The organism is Helicobacter pylori (assembly GCF_001653455.1).
Lineage (GTDB): Bacteria > Campylobacterota > Campylobacteria > Campylobacterales > Helicobacteraceae > Helicobacter > Helicobacter pylori_A.
This window is the reverse complement of sequence record NZ_CP011486.1, coordinates 911,599-928,334: the sequence shown is the minus strand read 5'-3', so window position 1 is coordinate 928,334 and position 16,736 is coordinate 911,599. Positions and strand designations below refer to the sequence as shown.

General features: G+C 37.5%; 13 protein-coding genes. 2 read left to right on the top strand and 11 right to left on the bottom strand.

What is annotated here, in order from left to right; all coding sequences use genetic code 11:
• Positions 1 to 20: 20 nt before the first annotated feature.
• Positions 21 to 1,724: a DUF262 domain-containing protein gene (locus AA977_RS04355; RefSeq protein ID WP_064434725.1), complete on the top strand. Its 1,704-nt coding sequence runs from the start codon at positions 21 to 23 to the stop codon at positions 1,722 to 1,724.
• 269 nt (positions 1,725 to 1,993) lie between these two features.
• Here AA977_RS04355 and AA977_RS04350 read toward each other — a convergent pair whose 3' ends face one another.
• The 10 genes from AA977_RS04350 to recR all read right to left on the bottom strand — a co-directional run bounded on the left by AA977_RS04350 (position 1,994) and on the right by recR (position 9,512).
• Positions 1,994 to 2,479 carry a GNAT family N-acetyltransferase gene (locus tag AA977_RS04350; RefSeq protein WP_064434724.1) on the bottom strand — a complete coding sequence of 162 codons (486 nt, stop codon included), beginning with the start codon at positions 2,477 to 2,479 and terminating at the stop codon, positions 1,994 to 1,996.
• 102 nt (positions 2,480 to 2,581) lie between these two features.
• Positions 2,582 to 3,337: a 7-carboxy-7-deazaguanine synthase QueE gene (locus tag AA977_RS04345; RefSeq protein ID WP_064434723.1), complete on the bottom strand. Its 756-nt coding sequence runs from the start codon at positions 3,335 to 3,337 to the stop codon at positions 2,582 to 2,584.
• Positions 3,338 to 3,940 (bottom strand): 6-pyruvoyl trahydropterin synthase family protein, encoded by a 603-nt coding sequence (locus tag AA977_RS04340; protein WP_064434722.1) that lies wholly within the window; start codon positions 3,938 to 3,940, stop codon positions 3,338 to 3,340.
• A 3-nt stretch (positions 3,941 to 3,943) separates the two neighbouring features.
• Positions 3,944 to 4,603, bottom strand: a complete 660-nt coding sequence (locus AA977_RS04335; protein ID WP_014534818.1) for a hypothetical protein — start codon at positions 4,601 to 4,603, stop codon at positions 3,944 to 3,946.
• Entirely contained in the window at positions 4,600 to 5,403 is an 804-nt protein-coding gene (gene surE / locus AA977_RS04330) for a 5'/3'-nucleotidase SurE (RefSeq protein ID WP_020972558.1), read from the bottom strand. Before surE ends, AA977_RS04335 begins: the two co-directional genes overlap by 4 nt.
• Complete coding sequence (locus AA977_RS04325) at positions 5,400 to 6,311, bottom strand: polyprenyl synthetase family protein (protein WP_064434721.1); 912 nt, start codon at positions 6,309 to 6,311, stop codon at positions 5,400 to 5,402. The genes surE and AA977_RS04325 overlap by 4 nt, the downstream gene beginning before the upstream one ends.
• Before the next feature lie 15 nt (positions 6,312 to 6,326).
• Positions 6,327 to 6,869, bottom strand: coding sequence for a GTP cyclohydrolase I FolE (gene folE / locus AA977_RS04320; RefSeq protein WP_021435818.1), 543 nt, complete (start codon positions 6,867 to 6,869; stop codon positions 6,327 to 6,329).
• Positions 6,870 to 7,820, bottom strand: a complete 951-nt coding sequence (gene htpX, locus AA977_RS04315; RefSeq protein WP_064434720.1) for a zinc metalloprotease HtpX — start codon at positions 7,818 to 7,820, stop codon at positions 6,870 to 6,872.
• Positions 7,789 to 8,934: a tRNA pseudouridine(13) synthase TruD gene (truD, locus tag AA977_RS04310; RefSeq protein ID WP_064434719.1), complete on the bottom strand. Its 1,146-nt coding sequence runs from the start codon at positions 8,932 to 8,934 to the stop codon at positions 7,789 to 7,791. The genes htpX and truD overlap by 32 nt, the downstream gene beginning before the upstream one ends.
• Complete coding sequence (recR, locus tag AA977_RS04305) at positions 8,931 to 9,512, bottom strand: recombination mediator RecR (protein WP_064434718.1); 582 nt, start codon at positions 9,510 to 9,512, stop codon at positions 8,931 to 8,933. The genes truD and recR overlap by 4 nt, the downstream gene beginning before the upstream one ends.
• A gap of 115 nt (positions 9,513 to 9,627) precedes the next feature.
• Here recR and AA977_RS04300 point away from each other — a divergent pair, with 115 nt between their 5' ends.
• Positions 9,628 to 9,834, top strand: a complete 207-nt coding sequence (locus AA977_RS04300; protein WP_050841262.1) for a 2-hydroxymuconate tautomerase family protein — start codon at positions 9,628 to 9,630, stop codon at positions 9,832 to 9,834.
• 126 nt (positions 9,835 to 9,960) lie between these two features.
• Here AA977_RS04300 and AA977_RS04295 read toward each other — a convergent pair whose 3' ends face one another.
• A complete protein-coding gene (locus AA977_RS04295; RefSeq protein ID WP_064434717.1) occupies positions 9,961 to 16,698 on the bottom strand; it encodes a vacuolating cytotoxin domain-containing protein in 6,738 nt (2,245 codons plus the stop codon).
• Positions 16,699 to 16,736: the final 38 nt, after the last annotated feature.

The following is a 16,736-nucleotide window of genomic DNA, read 5'->3' as shown; positions in this document are numbered from 1 at the left end:
TACAAGATAAGGGGATTTTCATGGGTGTGTTTTTGGATAAGAGCATTAAAGATGTGATAGATGAATTGAATGTTCGTTATTTTTTGCCTGACATTCAGCGTGAGTATGTGTGGCTCAAAAAAGCCAATGAAAAAAAGATAGAGCAACTTTTTGACTCCATTCTTAGGGGTTATCCTATCGGCTCTTTTTTATTTTGGAAATTACAAAAAGAGGATATAGCCAAGAGCGACGAACAAGATAGCGATAAACTCAATTTCCAACTTTACCAATTCATTACAAACTACGATGAGCGAAAGCCCCACAATGAAAAAATCCGTATTGAACAAATCAAGCGCGATGATTTGTCTGTTGTCCTAGATGGCCAACAACGCTTAACATCGCTTTATATCGGGCTTAAAGGCACTAGAACGCTTAAAAAAAAGAACGCTAGAAACGATAACCCTAACGCTTATGAAGAGAAGCGTTTGTATTTGAACTTGAAACACCAACCAAACATGGACAATCCAAAAGACAATTACCAGTTTGAATTTCATGCCAAAAAGCCTGAAAACGATAAGAAACATTGGTGGTTTAAGGTGGGGGATATTTTAGAGTTGGAAAGTCTTTTGAATTATGCGCAAGAACATGGTTTAAAAGATAATGAATTGAAACTTCTAGAAAAGCTAAACGATGCTTTTCGCACCAAACAACTCATCTCATATTTTGAAGAAACGGAAAAAAATCTTAATAAAGTTTTAAATATCTTTATCCGTGTCAATAGTGGTGGGGTCAAGTTAAGCTATTCTGATTTATTGATGTCTATTTTGACAGCAAGTTTTTCAAGCGATATTAGAGAAAGAATGAACGAGCTAGTGGATGCCTTAAAAGACAAAGGCTTTTCAAAAATGGAACAAGACCAAGTGCTAAAAACCTGCTTGCTTCTCATTGGTAAAGACACTACTTTTGAATTAAATAATTTTAATAAAAATAATATCAGAGAAATTGAAGACAATTGGGAAAAAATTACAGAAAGCATTTATAGTGCTGCAAAATTATTAGAAACTTTTGGTTATGTAAAATATCTAGGTTCAGCTTATATTCTATCTAGTTTGGCTTATTTTTATTTTTTAAATCCAAAAATGGATAAGAACGATAAAGAACAAGCCCTAAAATTTGTCCGTAACGCTCAAATCACGAGTTATTTTACTCCTTCAACGGACACAAAATTAGGCATCATAGCCAATAGCATGAAAGATGCGCAAACCTTTGAGCGATTCAACCACAATTTAGCCAAACATGAAACAAGCCCTTTAAAAATCACTAATGATACTATAGAAGAAGAAGTGATGTGTTCTAGTAGCGATGCTAAAGTCTTTCCCATCTTGCAAATCTTATACCCAAACTTGAACTACCAAACCACCACTTTTCATATAGACCATATTTATCCAAAATCCAAGTTTAATGAGAAAAATAAAAAATTAAATAAAGATTTCTCTAAGTGGGGGAATCATTTATTCAACCTCCAGCTTTTAGAAGGTGCAAAAAACAGCACCAAAAAGGATAAAGACCCCGAAGTGTGGCTCAAAGAAGAATATAAAGATCAGCAAGCCATAGAAGAGTATAAAAAAAGAAACTATATTGACCCTACCTTAGAGTTAGAATGGGAAAATATAGAGGAATTTCGTAAAAAAAGAGAAGAAGCCATCATTAAAAGATTAAAGGAAGTGTTATTATCTCAGTCTTAATAAGGGTTTTTTAGCGTTAGTGGGTTTTGGTTATGGTAAAATTCTTAAAATGCATTTTTAAAGTTTTGTTGTCAAACGCTTAAGGGGAGAGTGAGCATTCCCCTAACCCACAACTAAACCCCCTAAGAAAACCGCTTTTTTTAAAAATTACTGCTTGATAAAACAAGCTTTAATTTAAACGCTAAAAGCATTTTTAATAAAGAATAAACCCTTGTTTTTGTCATCATTTTCTAGCCCTTAACTAAGGGTGTATCAAATGGACGCACCAATTAAGACAAAATCTTTTCCATAAAAATCGTAGGGAAAATTAAAGTCTCTTTGCCCAATTTCACCACGCAATCCTCTTCTTTGATTTGCAAAAAACCCAATTTTTGATAGAGGTTGCATGCCTTGATCTGGCTCTTGCTCACATGCAGAGAGATTTTAGTATAGCCCTTAATAGAAGCGTATTTCTCCACGCTTTCATAGAGTTTTTGACCCAACCCTTGAGATTGATAAGCGGTTTTTATGTGGAATTTGCACAACTCTGCTTCTTTTGGATTGACATGATTAAGCCCGCAAATCCCAATGAGCTTCCCCTTATCCCTCATTTCAAAAAATTCCCCGCCATGCTCGTGCAATTTTTGAACAAATTCGCTAATGCTGGGTAAAAGATCCAAGCGTTGGATAAACCCTAAAGGGTTATCAGCGATGCGCTCAGCGTAAAAATCCTCTAATTCATTAAGATACTCAGGCGAAAAAACTTTGATAGTCATGATTTCCTAACTTTAAAGATGAAATAATTCAATCTTTCAATGAGTGCAATGATAACAATTTTTAGCTTAAAATAATAACGCTATCTTGTATTGTTGAGTCTTTTAAAACCCTTTTTTGTTGTCCCACAAGCGGATATGAAGCCTATCGCTCAATCTAAAGCCATGCTCTATGGCTAGGGGGGCTAGGGTTTTTAGATTTTTGTCTAATTCGTTGTTAGTTGCGCCTAAAGGCATTAAAAAGATTTCATTGTTTTTTAAGGAGAGTTGTTTCAAAAGGCTTTGAATTTCTGCGATAGATTGCACGGCGTTTTTGCTGTCCAAAACAAATTTAAAATGCACGCTTTTAGCGTTATTTAAGATATTTTGTAGGGCTTTAAGGTTGATTCGTTTGTTTTCTTTTTCTAAAGATAAAGAGAGCTTGACGCTTAAGGTGAAATGCAATTCTTTCAAAATAGGGCTAAATTCAAAAAAAATAGAGCCGTTACTCTCCACAAATAAAGGGATTTTTTGGCGGTGGAAATGCTCTAAAACACTCAATAAAATAGGGTTATTGAAATACAAGCTTGGCTCCCCGCCTGTGAGAATGAAATCAAAATTCTTGTGATTGGGGGTTAAACGGGCTAATCGCTCAATCAAGGATTTAGGCTCATTATAATAATCCCAAGATGTTTTAAATTTAGGATGCACCGCATACAAACTATCGCAACCTGTTAAAATTTCATCGTTCAATAAGGTTTCACAACCAAATCCTTTGCAAGAAAGGTTACACCCCCCTAAACGCAAAAAAAGACTGGGCTTGCCTATCCTTTTTCCTTCGCCTTGTAAGGAAAAAAAGCTCTCAACGACCGGGAGTTTCATTTAAGGGATTTGGTGTAAGGGTTTAGCGTGAAAAAAGCATTTTTCTTTACCGCTAATGATTTTATTGAAAAAGTCCTTGTCTTGCCACGAGCTTTGAATGCCTTGCGAAAAGGAAATGCAATGTGGATGCACTAAAGCTTTAAAGTGGGGGTTTTCTAAATCTTTTAAAAAGCTTTCAGCATAGCCGTTTTTGGTCTCATGCACGCGCACGCTAGAGACTTTTAACTCCCCTTCGTTATTAGAAAAAACGCTTTTTTGTAAAATGCGTGAAAGGTAGTATAAAAACATGAGAGCGTAACTCTCCGCACTCAAATTAAACGAGCATTTCACGTAACGCACGCAATGATTTTCTATAAAACGCTGGAATTCAATGCTTTCTTTATCCCAAAAATGATGGGCATGATCAAAGGAGTCTATAAAGGTTTGCATTTCTTGTTGCATCAATCCAAAATCTAGCGCCATGTTCGCGCTATCTAAGCGGTTGGTTTCAATAAAGACTTCCACTTCATAATTATGCCCATGGATATTTTGAGCGCATTTTAAAGAAGAGCAATTGCGCACCACATGGCTAGCGCAAAATTTATACAATCGCCGAATAATCATTACTCATTGCCTATAACATGGCTGATAAAGGGGCAGTCTTAAATTGTAGTAGTAGCGTTCAGGGCGGTTGAAATCAATGCGCTTGATCGTGCTTTTTATCAAATCTCTATAAAGCATTTGATAGCCGCAAGTCCTCCCGCTCACGCTCCCATCTACATACAAAACCCGTTTTTGCAACACCACATCATACCAGTCCAAAATAAAATGCGAATTCGCGCTCATTAAAATTTGCTCGCTAAAGCCATTGATAGCGTAATAATCTGTAGGGGTTTGGGAGCAATAAAACTGCCCCCCAAGAAAATAACAAGGCTTATTGACTTGATCAATCAGCTGGTAATTGTATTGATAAAACGGCACAGCCGAGATATTACGAACAATGCGCGCATAAATCACATTTTTTGCTTTATCCAGTGGGAATTCCGCTTGCGTGAAGACATTATAAAAGCCTAATTTTTGCAATTCATAAACAATCACATTAATATAATAAGAAGTCATTGCATCGCTTCTGTCATAAGCCACCACGATCGTGGAATTATAATTAAACAAATAATCCCCTGTAACTTCTGAATAATACCCCATGTGCAAGCGGTGCTGGCATGCATTAAAGAAAAAAAGAACCCCAACAAGCAGTCCTAAAAAAGTCAAGCGGTAATTTTTACTCACTTTAACATTCCCCTATGCCAAGATTCCAAGCTTTTCAAATCGTCATAACTCGTTAAGTCTAAATTTAAGGGCGTGATAGAAACATGGTTTAAAGCGATAGCGTCAAAATCAGAGAGTCTTTCTTCATTTTCACGCTTTTGCCATTCTAAAGGGTGCAACCCTAGCCAAAAATAGCTTTCATTTTTGGGGTCTGTGCGCCTGTGCACTTCTTTTTTATACACTCTATAGCCTTTAGGGGTGATGCATTCGCCCTGATATTCTTGTAAGGAGCAATTGGGGATATTCACGTTTAAGAGTTTGCGCCCTTTTAAAGGGTAGCCTTTGGTGAAAATGTTTTGGACTAAATCTTGGATAATCTTTTGAGCCAGATCAAAACTTAAGGGAGTGTTTTTATTTTTGTTAGAAAGGATTTGGGAAATCGCAATGGAAGGCACGCCTTGGATGGTGCCTTCAATCGCTCCGGCCACCGTTCCTGAATAAATCGTGTCTTCGCCCATGTTAGATCCAAGATTGATCCCTGAAATCACTAAATCAAAAGAAACATGTTTAAACAACTCATTGATAGCCAAATACACGCAATCGCTTGGCGTGCCATCATCAATCCTATAATGCCTGCCTTCTTTGCCCTTAATTTTTTCGGCTCTTAAAGGCGCGGTAATGGTGATGCATTGCGAACATGCGCTTTTTTCATGTTTGGGGGCGACCACATAAATTTCTGCCATCTTTTCTAGGGCTTGTTCTAAAGCTTTAATGCCTTTTGCATGATAGCCATCATCGTTAGTGAGTAAAATTTTTTTCATGTTTTGCCTTTAAATAGAGTGTTTAGTAATGCGTTTAAATTTTCTTTCAATAAAATATGAGTGGGTTTTAATGCATTTAAATCGTTTAAAATCTCTGTTTTTAAAGTTTGGGCGTAAGCGCTCGCCTTTTCTAGCCCTAATAAATTCACAAAGCTGTTTTTAGCGCTGTCTAAATGAGTGGTTTTACCGCTTTCTTTTTCATCTTGTGTAACATCTATAATATCATCTAACACTTGAAAGCAAAGACCCATTTTTAACCCAAAATCTTGAAGCCATTTGAAAAGTTCTTCATCTTTATTGCCGCTTGCAACAAGCCCCATCATCAAGCTTGCGCTAATCAATTTAGCGGTTTTATGCTCGTGCAAGAAAGTGAGTTGCTCTAAATTTAAGGGCGTGTTTTCAAAATAACAATCCAAAGCCTGCCCTAAAATCATGCCTTTAATCCCCCCATTAGCGCTTAAGATTTTGACTAATTCCACAATGATATGGCTTTCCAATAAAGCGTTTGAGAGCAATTCAAAAGAGTAGGTGTTGAGCGCATCGCCGATTAAAACGGCTGTGGTTTCATCGTATTTAGCGTGTAAAGTGGGGTGGTTTCTTCTTAAAGCGGCATTATCCATGCAAGGCAAATCGTCATGAATGAGCGAATAAGTGTGCAAGCATTCAATGCTTAAAGCGATTTTAAAATATTCTGTTTGTTGGTTTAAATAATCTTTTTTACCCACTAAAGCACAAAGCACGGCTAAAAAAAGCTTGGGGCGAAACCTTTTGCCTCCATTAAGCACCATTTCAAAAAAGGCTTTTTCCAAATAAGGGTGGAAGCTTTCAAGGTGTGGATGGTGGTTTTTTAAAAAGCCTTCAAAACGCTCGCACTCGTTATGATAAAAGGATAAATTAGGGCTATTCATGCTTAGAATTATAACCTAAGATTTTAAGAGTTGCATAAATTCAGCTCTGGTTTTAGGGTCTTTTTTGAACAGGCCTCTCAACGCGCTTGTTTTAATGATCGCATTTTGCTTTTGCACCCCTTGCATGCTCATGCACAAATGCTTGGCCTCACAAATCACAATCACGCCCCTTGGTTCTATGATTTCATCAAAGGTTTCTGCAATTTGAGTGGTCAATCTTTCTTGGATTTGCAGGCGTTTGCTATAAATTTCAATGAGTTTAGCGATCGCGCTAATGCCGACAATCTTTTCTTTAGGGATATATCCCAAGCTAATATTCCCAAAAAAAGGGAGTAAATGATGCTCGCAAGTGGAGTAAAATTCAATGCGTTGAGCTATGATCATTTCATCGCAAACGCCTTGAAAATACGCGCTTTTTAAAGCCACTCTAGGGTCTTGTTTATAGCCTTTATACAAGAAATTCCATAATTCTTGAACCCTTTTAGGCGTGTCTTTTAGGCCTTCTCTGTTCTTGTCTTCGCCGATGTTTTCAAAAAATTGGTTGAAAAAATTTTCCATTTAAACAACGCGCCTGGATAAAGATTGGATACGATTTTTAATGCTAGGGTGGGTGCTAAACATTTCAGCGTTAAAAAGATAAGCCGCTGATCGGGTGCTATTAGTGTCTATTTCTTTATAATCGTTTTCTTTGTAATCGTTAGAAATTTTTTGTAAGGCTCTGATCATGGGCTTACTATCATGCATCAAAAAGGCCGCCCCGCTATCGGCCATGTATTCTCGTGTGCGGCTCAAATACATTTGCAAAATGAGCGTTAAAAAAGGCAAAATGATTTGCAAAACCCATAAAATCATTCGCGCTAAATTCGCCCCGCTATTCTTGCGATTCCCCATGAAAAAATACACGCTAAAATTAGCCGCTAACAGCATGATATTGCTTAAAATCCCCACGCACATGGTCAAGCGGATGTCATTGTGCCTGATGTGGCTGAGTTCATGAGCGATCACGGCTTTTAATTCATCTCTATCCAACCTTTCTATTAAAGCGCTTGTAAGAGCGATAAGGGAATTAGTTTCATTCCAACCGCTCGCAAAAGCGTTCATGTAAGGGGCGTTAATGATATAGAGTTTGGGTTCAAAATGAAGTTTAGCTTCTTTTAAAAGCTCTAATAAAAGGCTATGGATTTGATTTTCTTTAGAGCTTAAAACTTTGCTTGGATCAATAAGCTTGTATTCATCACCGCTTAACATGATAGAGCTAAAATTTTGAATGCAAACAATAATAACGACAAAAGCCACTAAAAACATGACAATAGTAATGGTAGGGGAAATTTGAAAAGTGATGAGTTTAAAAAGGGTTATGCCTAAATCGTTAGCGTTGATTCTAACAACATCCACTAACAACCCAATCAAAGCAAAAATCACGCCATAAGTGATTAAAACCGCATTCGTTTTGAGCCTGTTTTGCGCGATAATCTTTTCAAAATTCATCGTTATTTTCTCCTTTCTCATGCTTGATTTCTTTGAGCAACGCGCTTGCATAACTCCCTTTAGGCAAGTAAAATTCCAATTCAAATTGCGCTTTTTCTTTAATATATTTGGAAGTTAAATTTTCTGCAAACACCCAAAAAAACCGCCTAGAGCCTAGCGTTTTAGCATGGTTACTTAAAATGGGGTTTTGGAATTTTTTTTCAATTTCCAAACTCAAATTTTTTGCATAAAGAGCCTTTTTGCCGTCTAATAACCCGGTAGGTGCAGCTTCTTTTTTTAAAAACCTTTCGCTTTCTTTTTCTAATTCTAAAGCGTCAAAAAACTTCCCATAAGGGTAGTGGCACATCACATCGCCTTCTAGGATTTTAAAGGGGTGATTTTGGTTTTTAAGGGCTTTTAGGGCGTTTGAATGGATATTTAAATGTTTTTGTTTAAAAAACTCTAAACCCTCTTTTAAACTGAAATCGCTGATGATTTTACTGATTTCTAATCGTTTGCTTAAAAGCGAATTGAATAAATAACTTTGATAGCTTGAGATTAAGAAAGCGTTTAATTTTTGATTCTTGAATTTCGTTTCATTTTGTAAGATTTTTAAACCTTCTTGGTGGTTGTCATTAAACTTCCCGAAGCGTTGTGAACCAAAATAATTCGGCATGCCAAACTGCATGATTTGTTCTAAAACCTGCTCTGTTTTGTGAGCGTTTAGGGGGGTCATTTTCTTAAAACGCATAAAAAAGCGATTCCCCTTTAAATGCCCTAATTTGATCTTATTATGGTGGTAATTCAAAGATAAAATCTTAAGGTTTCTTTCTTGAAAGTTGCTCGTGTTTTTTTCTAATAAAGGAGCGTATTTTTTAGGGAGTGAGACAAATTGAGTCGTTAGCGCGTTTTTATCTTTCAGGCCTGCATAACCCAATTCGGCGATTTTTACCCCTAAAATTTGAGAAAAAATTTGAAGCATTTCTAAAGTGCTTAAACCGCTTTTCCTCACTTGAATAACGGCATGTTCGCCCGTGTTACTAAATTCATACAAAGGCACTTCATGCACGCAAAAATCCCTAGCGCTAGAATTGAAATGAAAATCAATGCTCGCATGGTTATAAGCATGCAATAAGGGCATAAAGTTTAAATTCATGCTTTGATCCTTGAATTGAACGCCCTTGAAAGCGAGACTAAGTCAATGTTTTCAAAATTCACTCCAGTAGGCACGCCTTGAGCGATTTTAGTGAAAGTGAGGCGGCAGTGTTGCAATTTATCTTCAATATAAAGCATTAAAGAATCGTTCGCCAAAGTGGGAGGGAAAGCAAAAATGATTTCTTTAATCTTTTCTTTAACCAGGCGTTTTTCTAGGGCGTTAAAATCCACATTTTCTATGGAATTTAGCACATGATAGCGCCCTAAAAAGTCCTTTAAATCTTCTAAAATAAACACATCTCTTGGGTGTAAAACCATGCAAAGCTGAGAATTTTGCCTGCTTTCATCAGAGCAAATCTCACAAATTTCACTCTCGCTGAGCGCGTTGCAAGATGCGCATGTTTTAAGGTTTTCTAGGGCGTTTTCTAAAGCGTGCGTGAGCTTGAGCGCCAGAAACGGGTTTTCCAAACCCAAATGATACGCCATTTTAAAGGCAGATTTTTTACCCACATTGGGGATTTTTTCTAAACAATCCACTAGATTTAAAAAGTGGTTCAAACTATTTTTATAAGTATTCATTTTGTTAGTATATCCAACTTGAGTTGAAAGAGATTAAAAGGGCTTTTATTGTTTTTAAAAGAGGGTTTAAGATGAAAAAGCGCTATAATACGCTATCTCAATTTTAAGGAATAACATGCCGCTTATCAATATCAAGCTTGTGCCAGAAAATGGAGGGCCAACAAACGAGCAAAAACAGCAATTGATTGAAGAGGTTTCAGATTTGATGGTTAAGGTGTTAAACAAGAATAAGGCTTCTGTCGTGGTCATTATAGATGAGGTTGATCCAAATAATTATGGTCTTGGGGGCGAGAGCGTTCATCATTTGAGGCAAAAAAACTAAAGAGCCTTTATAAAGCTCAAAGGTTGCGGTATGTCAACCTTTAAGGGGTGCTTGTTTTAAAGAGAATACGATTTTTTGCATGGTTATCCCACTATGAACCTGTTAAAAATAGGCTTAACGCTACCTTTAAAAAGCATAGCGCATACCAATATTTCCGGTAATATTTATATCTTTATAATCAAGCCCAAACCTAGCGCCTATACCGGCATTCACATAAAAGGTTTTGAATAATCTTAGCTCTCCGCCTGTGATAATGCTAGCAAAAGTGTTGTATCTGCCACCATCTCTATAGCTTAAGGTGTTATTACCAATGAAACGCACCATTTTATCCCCCATAGAATTAATAAATAAGTCTCTGCCCACATCCGCAATCACAAAATAATAAGAATTTTTATTGAAGTAGTGCCGACTTTCTAGGGCAAAATTGATGGTTAGAACGGATTTTTTATTAGGGTCAGCATTGGCCCTGAATTGATCGTAAATAGGATCATCCATAATACCTCTTAAACCGGACAAACCAATGTAATAATAGGCTAAGCCTACTTGGGGTTTAAAAATAACGCTTTTATCTTTAAACATGAAGTCATAGCCATAATTGATTTTAGCGTCAGTCGTCCAAGTGTTGTATTTGTAAGACTGATTGATGATTGAGAGTAGGGGGTCATAAGAGTTGATGAAAGTTTTATTGTATCCCCAAGTTTCATTCAAGCTCATCGTCAATTCGCTCCTTTTGATAAACGCTCGGCTATAAACGCCCATATTGACATTGCTAGAACCTGATTGAGTGATATTTCCATGAAAACCGCTATACCCATAAGCGGCATAGCCCCCTACAATCACGCCCTTAATAAATCGGTCATACCCTACATTGATACCATATAAAGTTCCAGTGCCTCCATTAATGAAACTAGCCCCTCCAACTCCTGTCGCCCATACATTGTTTTTGACTTTATTCCTTTGAGAGTATTTTAAAATCACATCCATAGCGTTAGGGATTGCATCAGCAAAGCGCTTGTTTTTAAGGGCTTCTAAGCGTTCTAAGAAATCAGAACGAGCGAAAGTTGAAGTGTCAGAGAGCTTGGCTAAACGGCTCATTTGTTGCGTGTAGGTGTTGATCTGTAAAATGTTAGTGGCATCATTTTTAAAATCAGGGTTAGCGATGACTTCTAAAGTGTTAGCAATATCTCCAGCGATCGTGGTTAAATCTTTAACGGAGTGGCTTTCCAAATAATAGGGAGCGAATAAAGGACTTCCTTTAGTTTCAAAGATTTTATTAAGCCAATTAATCGCTTGACTGCCCCCAGCTTGATCAATACTATCCACGCTTTGAACGCCTTGAATTTGAGCGATATATTGTTTTAAAGTGGGGGCTTGCAAGTCATTGATGGGGTCGTTAGAAACAGCAATTCTCACTTTATTATAAAGAATGGAAGTGTAAATGTATTGATTTTGAGAATCCTTAAAGCCTACAACTAAACCGCCATCTTTAATACTCACGGCTTGCCCATTATAAGTTAAGCCGTTGTTAGTCATCACCATATGCTTGCCATTAATATCAATGAGGGTGTAAAGCTTAAGGTAATTATCTAAACTGCTGCCTCCTGTGATTTGGTTGTTATACCCGTAATAAATGGCTTTAGAGCTATCAACAAGCGTGTAAGTGCCGACTTCTTTTGAAGAAGTGTTGAATTGGATTAAAGGGTTGTTGCTATTAGCCATAAGCGTGGCTGTGCCTTGAGCGTTGATAATGGCATGATTAACAGAATGATTGAGATTAAACACTAAATCGCCATAGCTGTTAAAATTCCCCATGATATTCAAACCACTAGCGTTAGTGCTTAAAGTCGCTTGCTGGTTTAAAGTGAAATTACCACCAATATTGGCGGTAGAGTTAGAAGCGTTGTTCAAAGCGTTAGTGATCGTTAAATTATTAGCCTGTAAGGTCGCATTCTCGTTAAGATTGAGCGTGCCTATGACGCTATTGTTTTTCACTTGAGACAAATCAATAGCCCCATTAGAAGCGATGGTGCCTAAGAAAGTGAAGTTGTTAGCGCGCACGCTTAAAGATTCATTCGTGGGGGTTACGCTAGAGTTTGCAGAAGAGCTGTTTTTGGTTGTGGGGCAACTGGCTAAATTGACACAAATTTCCCCTTTTTGAACGCTCACATTATTCAAACCTGCATTAAGACTCAAGCCATTCGTAGCGTTTAGGGTGGTGATATTAATATTAGAAACATCATTAGAGGCAAAGATCAATGCACCTTGATACTTGCTAAAGTCAATCGTATTATTACCATTAAAGATAATAGACTTGTTAGCGACAAAATTCAAACTACCCCCTGTAGCGTTACTAAAGGAGCTATCATTGACAAAAACATAGCCATTACTTAAAAAGTTAAAATACCCTTTTTGCCAAAAATCATGCAAGCCTCTAGGCAATAAAAGAGAGCCTAAATTGTTTTCTTTGAGCGCGTTTTGTAAAGAGGGCGGTAACACGCTCCCCAAACCTTGATTATAAATACCGCTCAACCCGCCTTGAGAAATGATATTGTTGATGATGTTATCCACTAAACCTTGACTTTCTAGCTTTTTAACCACATCTTGTCCTAAAAACTCGTTTAACAAGTCGTTCGCTACCACACCAATGTCTTTTTGCAAGCTTGCAGGAGGGTTAGTAATATCCTTTAAAATCACGCTTAAAATAGAGCTTATCTCAGAAGCGTCTATATACCCACCAATAAAATTTAAAAGCCCTTTATCGTCTAACATGCTTTTTAAAGACTGCTTAGCAAGGTAGTTTTCTATGATGGATGGGGTAACAAAATTACCAAAAATGCTTAGTTTTTTACTGATAATGTTTTGGATTCCATTCATGACTCCACTATTATTCAATAAATTGTCTAAATTATTTTGACCTATAAGTTGGCCCAAGGTTTCATTTTGCAAGCTAGCGGGTAATTCTTTACTCAAAGGGCTTAGAGCGTTTTCTATAAAGTTTCCTAAACCGCCGGCTTGCTTGATTTTTTCCATAGCCATTTGACTAAGGATATTCGCTAAATTCCCTTGATTAAAGATTTCATTAATCCCTTTTTGGCCCAAAAGGTTAAAAATATTGTCTGTAGCTTGAGCTTCTATGTTGGCTTTATTCAACACTAAATTATTAGCACTTTGAAAGGTTACATCCGCGCTCCCTCCGCTTTCAAAAGCGTTACCGCTTCCCACTGTTCCAGTGATATAAATGCTTTTAGCTTTAAAATCAGCGTTAATGTAGCCCAAATAAGCGGAAGTTGAGCCTAATAATTGTCCCAAATAAGTGTTTCTAAAAGAATAACAAGTGGCGCTATTTAATGTGCAAGGACTGCTATAGCCATCGCCTCCAAACCAAATAGAGCTAGTAGAGTTTGTAACATTATCTTGAGTAGCGCCTATAACGAGGTTCCCGTTACTAAAGGTTTGATTGATGTCGTTAGTTAAATGGTTGATAGTGTCTAGGAGCGCTTGCTTTTGCGCTTGGGTGATTTTAATCTTATCCAAGAGTTGCAACACTTCATTAATATTAGTGATATTGTCTAATTGATTGGATTCAATCATTTCTTTTAAGGTAGCGGAATTTTGAGAAAGAATCCCTAAAAGCGTTTTTAAATTCCCGCTAGAAAAACCCTTGTTATAGATATTTAAACTATTCAAGGGCTGGTTAAACGGGCTATAAGTGCCTGGGGTTTGAGGAGTTTGAGAGCCTTTAGGAGTGAAAAGACCTTTAATATTGCTTGTCAAGTAGTAAGTACCTGCTTGATTACTGCTATAATCATAGCTATAGCCGGTAGGATTTTGCTTAGAAGCTTGGTAATTATAAAGCTCAGGGGCGATATTAAAAATAGTGTTAGAAGCCGAGTTGGGGTTGTTTAAAACTTCTATAGTTAAATCCCCGTTTTTAATACTCTCTTGAATGATTTGAGAAGAATTGAGAGGGTTTATAAACGACCAAGTTTGAACATTATTATTATCGCTGTAGGTAGCGTTTTGGATTTTCATGCCATAAAAAAGGATTTTTTCATAGCCATTAGCCCCACTAATGCCAGCGATCCCTTTTTGAGCGTTTAAGATGTTGTAAGTTACAGATTTGGTAATGTTGTCAAAAATATTGATGTTGGATAAATCAATATCCCCATTATTCCCTAAAACAAACTGCCCGCTAACGCTCATTAAAGCCTTAGATGAAGAAGGCGCATAACCATTAAAATTTAACGCTCCATTAGCTGTAAGGTTGTTAAAACTCAATGAGCTTGCGCTGTCAAAATTAAAGCTTGCTGTATCAGTAGTCGTGTTGCCTCCAAAATGGGCTTGGCTTGTGCCTTGAAAATTGATATTAGCGTTTAAAGCGCTTGTGTTATTCGCTGATAAAACGCTGTTGTCTAAATTGATAGTGGTGTTGTTTGAAAAACTAGCGTTAGAAGCGTTGAGCTTGCTACTGGCGTTAAGGCTGAGTGTCCCGCCATTAAAAAAGAGGCTGCTAAAGGTTGCTTGACTCCCATTATAAATATTGAGACTCGCTTGATTGTTAAAAGCGCTTGCGCCAGTTGCATTTAAAACGCTTTGATTGTCTAAGCTTAAATTAGAATTATTATTAAGCGTTAAAGAGTTTTTAAAAGTAACTTGACTTTTATTGCCAAGCGTGATATTGGCGTTATTTTGCAAGGTTGTGTTGCCACTAAAATTGAGCGAACTTTGAGAGCTGAGCGTGAAACTGGTGTTGCCTAAAAGCTGTGTAGTAGCGTTAAAGTTGCTTGTCCCCCTAGAATACAAGACATTAAAAACCGCTTGCGTGTTATTGAAAATAAGGCTACCAGCCTGCAAATTATAAACCGCCCCGCCATTCAAACGAGAATCTGTAAAGCTTAAAGAATTGGTAGCGTTCGTGCTGATAACGCTTGATCCGCCAGGGTTTGTAAAACCGCTAAACGAAGCGTTAGAAAAGGAAATATTCTTAGCCGTAAAACTGAATTTCCCCCAAGTCATGTCGCTAAAACTAGAATTGGTTGCACTGATATTATTAATAGCGTCAAAAGTAGCATAGGAATGCTGACTGGCCCCCGTTTGAATCATTTTAGTAACGGTTTCAGCGTCATTGTAATTCAAGCCATCCATAGTGATGTTATCGCTTGCTTTAAAGGTAATGTTCGCTCCTCCGCCATCTGAGCCTGAAACGCCTTCACCGGTTTTAAAATTATTGGTCAAATAAATGTTAGCCGCACTAAAAGTCCCCGTAATATAGCCAAAGCCCCCATGCCCTATCCAAATCAAGCCGTTATCATTCACGCTCTCTGTATTATTCCCTATAATCAAAGTGCCATTGTTAGCATTGACGCTAAAACTCCTTCCTAACAAATTAGCCGTATAAGTGCTGAGCGTGTTGCCGCTTTGACCGCTTTGTCCTGAAAGATTGGGATCAATGTAATAAATGCCTTGTTTTGAGTAGGTTTGATTTTGAAGCCAATAAACCCCACCCCACACGCTTTCTGCAGATGGATTTTGAGTAGGGGGCGTGGGTGAGACTTTACTAGGGGGTGTGTTTTGCGCTGTGTGTTTTGTGGGGCTTGGTGTCGGATTTGGTGTTGGGCTTGCATGTTTAGCGTTAGCTAACTTACTGAGATCCTCTTTATAGGTGCTTTGAGCTTGTTGTTGTAAATCATCTCCTAAGAATTGAGCGATGATGGATTGGCTATTAAAAGTTTCTTGTAAGGTTTCATCTTGCCCGTTAACATCAAAGGTTGCATCATAAGTATTCTTACCCACTTCAACATGGCTAATGGCTTTATCGCCCTTATAGTTGATCAAATCCCATAAATAGCTTTGATAAACCCCATATTGGATCGCCCCATTTGTGGTGAGAATATCATAGGTTTGGTTAGCATTAAGGGTTTGATTGAGGTTAAAGATCGCGTTAGAACCAAAAGAAACACCACCTTTAAGACTAGCAAAAGGCGAACTTGAATTTAAAGTGTTCGTGCCTGAAAAACTCACCTTACTTGTATTGAAGCTATAAGTGCCTTGGTTAAAGGTGTCGTTATTAAAGCTAGCGTTGTTACTAAAATCATAAGTCCCTTGATTGAAGGAGCTGTTTTCAAAAGTGGATTGATCGCTGTTAAAATTGTAAGTCCCTTGATTGAAGTTACTGCTATCAAAGCTTGAACTAGCGCTGTTACTAAACTTATAAGTGCCTTGATTGAAATTGGTTTGATTGAAGGAGATGGTGCTGTTGTTATTATTGCCGCTAAAACTAAAGCCCCCATTCGTGTCATCTTTAAAACCGCCACTCCAGCCATTTCCGGTTGTGATATGGCTAGAGTTAAAATTAATCGTTTGAGCGTCATAAGTGCCTGTGATATACCCTAAATAACCTCCTTCTCCAAAACGGATATTCCCCCCTATATCAAGCGTGCCGCCATTGAATTTTTGCGTAAAACTAGCCCCACCACTGCTATAAGTGGTAAGAGTGTTTAAATAATAAGTTCCAGAGCCTTGAGCGCTACTAAAAAGACAATAGGAGTTGTGCGTGGGCGAATTAGCACCGCTTGCAATATTGTCTTGATAAGTCCAAGACGACCATGACCAAGTCTTACAATCGCTAGCCCTTAAGTGAGACAATCCCCCTAACGCTCCTATCAGTAAAACCGAAGCTTTTAAAAAAGATTTGTTTTTATTAAAGGGCTTTTTAACAGGTTTTAAAGCTTTTTTATGGCGTTTCAAGGATTTTTCACGCTTTAAGATCCGATTCAATGGGAAAAATTTCCTTGAAACTTTATCCAATTTGAAAGATCTCTTTGAAATAAATCTAGAAATCAATCTAGCCTTTTTAAGCGTCATTTAAAACCTCAATCGTTTTTGTAAATCCCACATTATAC

Coding starts and splice junctions, on each gene's coding strand:
- AA977_RS04355 (WP_064434725.1), top strand. CDS start 21: ATGGGTGTGTTTTTGGATAAGAGCATTAAAGATGTGATAGATGAATTG.
- AA977_RS04350 (WP_064434724.1), bottom strand. CDS start 2,479: ATGACTATCAAAGTTTTTTCGCCTGAGTATCTTAATGAATTAGAGGAT.
- AA977_RS04345 (WP_064434723.1), bottom strand. CDS start 3,337: ATGAAACTCCCGGTCGTTGAGAGCTTTTTTTCCTTACAAGGCGAAGGA.
- AA977_RS04340 (WP_064434722.1), bottom strand. CDS start 3,940: ATGATTATTCGGCGATTGTATAAATTTTGCGCTAGCCATGTGGTGCGC.
- surE (WP_020972558.1), bottom strand. CDS start 5,403: ATGAAAAAAATTTTACTCACTAACGATGATGGCTATCATGCAAAAGGC.
- AA977_RS04325 (WP_064434721.1), bottom strand. CDS start 6,311: ATGAATAGCCCTAATTTATCCTTTTATCATAACGAGTGCGAGCGTTTT.
- folE (WP_021435818.1), bottom strand. CDS start 6,869: ATGGAAAATTTTTTCAACCAATTTTTTGAAAACATCGGCGAAGACAAG.
- htpX (WP_064434720.1), bottom strand. CDS start 7,820: ATGAGAAAGGAGAAAATAACGATGAATTTTGAAAAGATTATCGCGCAA.
- truD (WP_064434719.1), bottom strand. CDS start 8,934: ATGAATTTAAACTTTATGCCCTTATTGCATGCTTATAACCATGCGAGC.
- recR (WP_064434718.1), bottom strand. CDS start 9,512: ATGAATACTTATAAAAATAGTTTGAACCACTTTTTAAATCTAGTGGAT.
- AA977_RS04300 (WP_050841262.1), top strand. CDS start 9,628: ATGCCGCTTATCAATATCAAGCTTGTGCCAGAAAATGGAGGGCCAACA.
- AA977_RS04295 (WP_064434717.1), bottom strand. CDS start 16,698: ATGACGCTTAAAAAGGCTAGATTGATTTCTAGATTTATTTCAAAGAGA.